Annotated in this window: 1 protein-coding gene; it reads left to right on the top strand. The window is 43.7% G+C overall.

Annotation, left to right across the window (positions count from 1 at the left end; genetic code table 11):
• Positions 1-1225, top strand: a 1225-nt coding sequence (locus tag F6K53_RS43255) for a 3'-5' exonuclease (protein ID WP_293086864.1), incomplete at its 5' end; no start/stop codon positions are given.
• Positions 1226-1278: the final 53 nt, after the last annotated feature.

A 1278-nucleotide genomic window follows, 5' to 3' on the forward strand; every position in this document is an offset into this window, starting at 1 on the left:
ACCTGCAACAATTAAAAGTGTGCCCTCTGGATTTACCCTCAAACCCGATGCAACTGTAATCAAAACTCTGGACAATAAACAGGAAAAGTTGGCTCGTTCTCTTGGCCATGGTCATCGATTGTTCTGTGGCGTAGTGGGGTCAGGCAAAACTATAATCTTACTTAGTCGCGCCAAGTATCTCGCTGGGGAAAACTTCAACAAAAGAGTCCTGATTCTGTGCTTCCACAAAACATTAGCAGCCTACTTGCGATCGCTTATCGAAGAAGAAAACAATCCCCTATATCAAGAACGGATTCGAGTTATACACTTCCACGCTTGGGCTAAATCCATCATGGGCCGATTACCCAATTTCAAAGATTACAACTCAGAAGAAGAATATAACGAGGTGTTAGCTGATCTCCTTGTGGAAGCCCTATCTGATATTCCCACAGAAGAAAAATGGGATGCTGTACTTGTTGATGAAGCTCACACCTTCTATCCCAATTGGTTTAGGTGTTGCAAAGAGGCACTCAAAGACCCAGATAATGGTGACTTGCTTATCGTTTCGGATAAAAGTCAAAGTATCTACAAACGCCAAAAGTTCACCTGGAAGTCAGTCGGAATCAAGGCAAAGGGCAGAGTTAAGAAACTCAAGGACAACTATCGAAGCACCAAAGAAATCTTATCCGCCGCTTGGGATTTAGTTAAGTCATTCTCGATTAAAGAAGATGGAGAAGAAACCTTTCCCGTTGTTAAACCCTCTGCTGAACTCCGCCAGGGCAAACGTCCAACTCTGTATCTGTGTGAGAGTCGAATGGCAGAAGTTGAAAATGCGATCGCACAAATTCAGCAACTCACCAGTCAAGGTTACCAACCCCAAGACATCGCTATCATCTATCGGTATTTGACAGACTACGAAAAGGAACCGTTTAGCTTTCTGACTCAACAGTTAGAATCGGGCTTGGGCTACTATTGGGTCTGTAAAGACAATAAAAACAAGGAGAATTACAGCATCCATCATCCAGGAGTAAGACTGATTACCGCCAAGTCTTCCCTCGGTCTGGAGTTCAAAGCCGTGATTCTTCTGTGGGTGCAGCAGTTTGGCGTGAAAGATGAAGCCGAGGCTAGACGGGAACTTTACGTTTCAATGACTCGCGCTCAAGATATCCTGCATTTGTTTGGGTCGGGTCAGTTTAAGTTATTGAAAGGCTTGCAAGAATGCGATCACTTAGATATTGTAAGCTGAGATTTTCCTAGAACAAATTATCCTAATGGCTGACCCCACCATTTCCATACTCT

Origin of the sequence: Moorena sp. SIO4A1, assembly GCF_010672065.1 — a bacterium.
Classification (GTDB): domain Bacteria; phylum Cyanobacteriota; class Cyanobacteriia; order Cyanobacteriales; family Coleofasciculaceae; genus Moorena.